The sequence below is a fragment of the Candidatus Poribacteria bacterium genome (assembly GCA_021295755.1).
Classification (GTDB): Bacteria; Poribacteria; WGA-4E; order WGA-4E; family PCPOR2b; genus PCPOR2b.
In genome coordinates this window covers 7762-10018 of record JAGWBT010000161.1, presented here as the reverse complement: position 1 = coordinate 10018, position 2257 = coordinate 7762, and the positions used below count along the sequence as shown (strand labels likewise).

2 protein-coding genes and 1 pseudogene are annotated in these 2257 nt (G+C 50.2%); all 3 read left to right on the top strand.

Annotation, left to right across the window (positions count from 1 at the left end; translation table 11 throughout):
* A partial coding sequence (locus tag J4G02_19745) for a hypothetical protein (GenBank protein MCE2396766.1) occupies nucleotides 1-188 on the top strand: 188 nt, incomplete at its 5' end.
* 49 nt (nucleotides 189-237) lie between these two features.
* Nucleotides 238-1309, top strand: a pseudogene (gene mutY, locus J4G02_19740) (A/G-specific adenine glycosylase).
* On the top strand, nucleotides 1302-2257 hold a 956-nt coding region (locus tag J4G02_19735; protein ID MCE2396765.1), incomplete at its 3' end, for an aminotransferase class V-fold PLP-dependent enzyme. The pseudogene mutY and the gene J4G02_19735, both read left to right, overlap by 8 nt.

Genomic DNA, 2257 nt, shown 5'->3' with positions numbered 1-2257 from the left:
TTGGAATTAAAGCACAAGACGGTACTCCATATAAAGGCAAAATATTGGATGAGGCATTTAATACAGCAAGCAGGGCTACCATTAGTGAGAGATATATTGCGACTATCCGAGAAGTTACTTCCATTCAACCGGTAACAGAGGAAGCGAAAGCAGAATACTATTTAATAGGCTTGCAGCCAGTCCAATAAATACATCTTTCTCGGTACTCTGTTTTAACATCTAACCTTATAACATACCTTGAATCCCAAAGAAATCATACTATTCCGTGAAAACCTACTCGTGTGGTTTGAAACGCATCGCCGCCAGCTTCCTTGGCGCGAGACTGAAGATCCCTATTGTATCTGGGTTTCGGAGGTGATGCTTCAGCAGACACAGGTCACAGAAATTTGTGAGCAGGTTTCCCGATGTGGAGAGGCTAGCGGCGGCTGACCTACAGGATCTGCTGAAAACTTGGGAAGGGTTGGGATACTATGCCAGGGCGCGGAATCTCCACAAGGCTGCACAGGTTATTGTGGGAGATTTCGATGGCGAAATACCTGCGGATTATACCGCATTCCGAAAGCTGCCCGGTGTAGGCGAATACATCGCTGCTGCGGTGCAGAGTATTGCGTTTAACGCTCCGTATGCGGTGGTGGATGGCAACGTTAAACGGGTCCTTGCACGCCTGTTTCTGATTGCAACACCAATCAATCAATCCGGCTCGGCCAAGATTTTTCAGGAGAAGGCGGATCGGCTGCTGGACCATTCTTCGCCGGGGATTTTCAACCAGGCGATGATGGAGCTAGGAGCGACCGTCTGTCGCCCGCAATCACCGACCTGTATCGTTTGTCCGGCGAACACCGTTTGTCGCGCATTTGAAACTGTTCGGCAAGACGAATTTCCTGTCAGACAGAAACCGAAACCCGTCCCGGAGTATCATATCGTCGCAGGGGTAATTCACAAAGGGGAGCAGATTTTAATCACCCAACGCAAACTGGAAGGTTTACTCGGCGGGTTATGGGAGTTTCCGGGCGGAAAGATTCAGGTCAAAGAATCTGCTGAACAGGCTTGTGTTCGCGCAATCCGAGAAGAGACCAACCTTCACGTTGAACCGACCGAATACCTGACCCGTGTTAAACACGCTTACACGCATTTTAAGATTACAATGGACGTTTTTCATTGTTATTATCGGTCCGGCGAAGTCCTTCTGAACGATGCGGTGGATTATCGCTGGATTACTGTTGATCAGATTGATCAATTTCCGTTTCCACGTTCCAACCACAAATTTATTCCCCTGTTGACACAGGGGGTGGAGGAGATTAATGAGTAACGATGGTCTTACAGTTTATCGAGATTTAGGTGTTAAGCCAGTTATCAATGCAATGGGGTTCATGACAGTATATGGTGGTTCCCGTCCGTCACCGGGAGTTCAGGCGGCGATGAATCATGCGAGCCGATACTTCGCTGATATGGAGGATCTTCTGAAGAAAACGGGTAACATTATCGCAGATCTGCTAGGAGGCGAATCGGCTTTAGTGACGCCCGGTTGTGCGGCAGCACTCGCCCTGAGTTCGGCGACCTGCATGGCTGGGGATGATCCTGATAAGATTCAGCAACTGCCGGATACAACCGGTATGAAGAATGAAATCATCATTCAGAAATCGCAGCGATACCATTATGACCGGTGTATAACCGTTTTTGGTGCCAAAATGATCGAGACGGGCGATGAACATACCACCGCGGAGCAGGTGGAAACTACCATCAACGAGAAAACTGCCGCTATCCACTACGTCGCACCCGGAGGTGGCGCAGGGGTTGTGTCGTTGGAAGAGGTGATTAGCATTGCCCATTCCCACGATATCCCGGTGATCGTTGATGCGGCGAGCCAAGTTTATCCATTGGATCAGATGCGTCGGTATCCGGCGGCAGGCGCAGACATGATTGGATATGGCGCGAAATACTTCGGTGCTTGCAATTCGACAGGGGTACTATGCGGTCGGAAGGATCTGATAGATGCTGCCTTTGTGCATAGCTTCATCGGCTATGAAACACAGCTCTCCCGGTCGGTTGGCAGACCACTGAAACTTGACCGTCAGGAGATTGTCGCAGTCGTCGCTGCGTTACGCGAGTGGTTCTCCATGGACCATGCGGCACGAATCGCCGAACACGGCTGGAAAGCGCGTGCCATTCAGGACGCACTCAATGGCGTTGCTCATATCACATGCCAGCCAGTGACAGATGAACGGACGCTCGGTAACGGTCTTGTGGTGAACTTGGA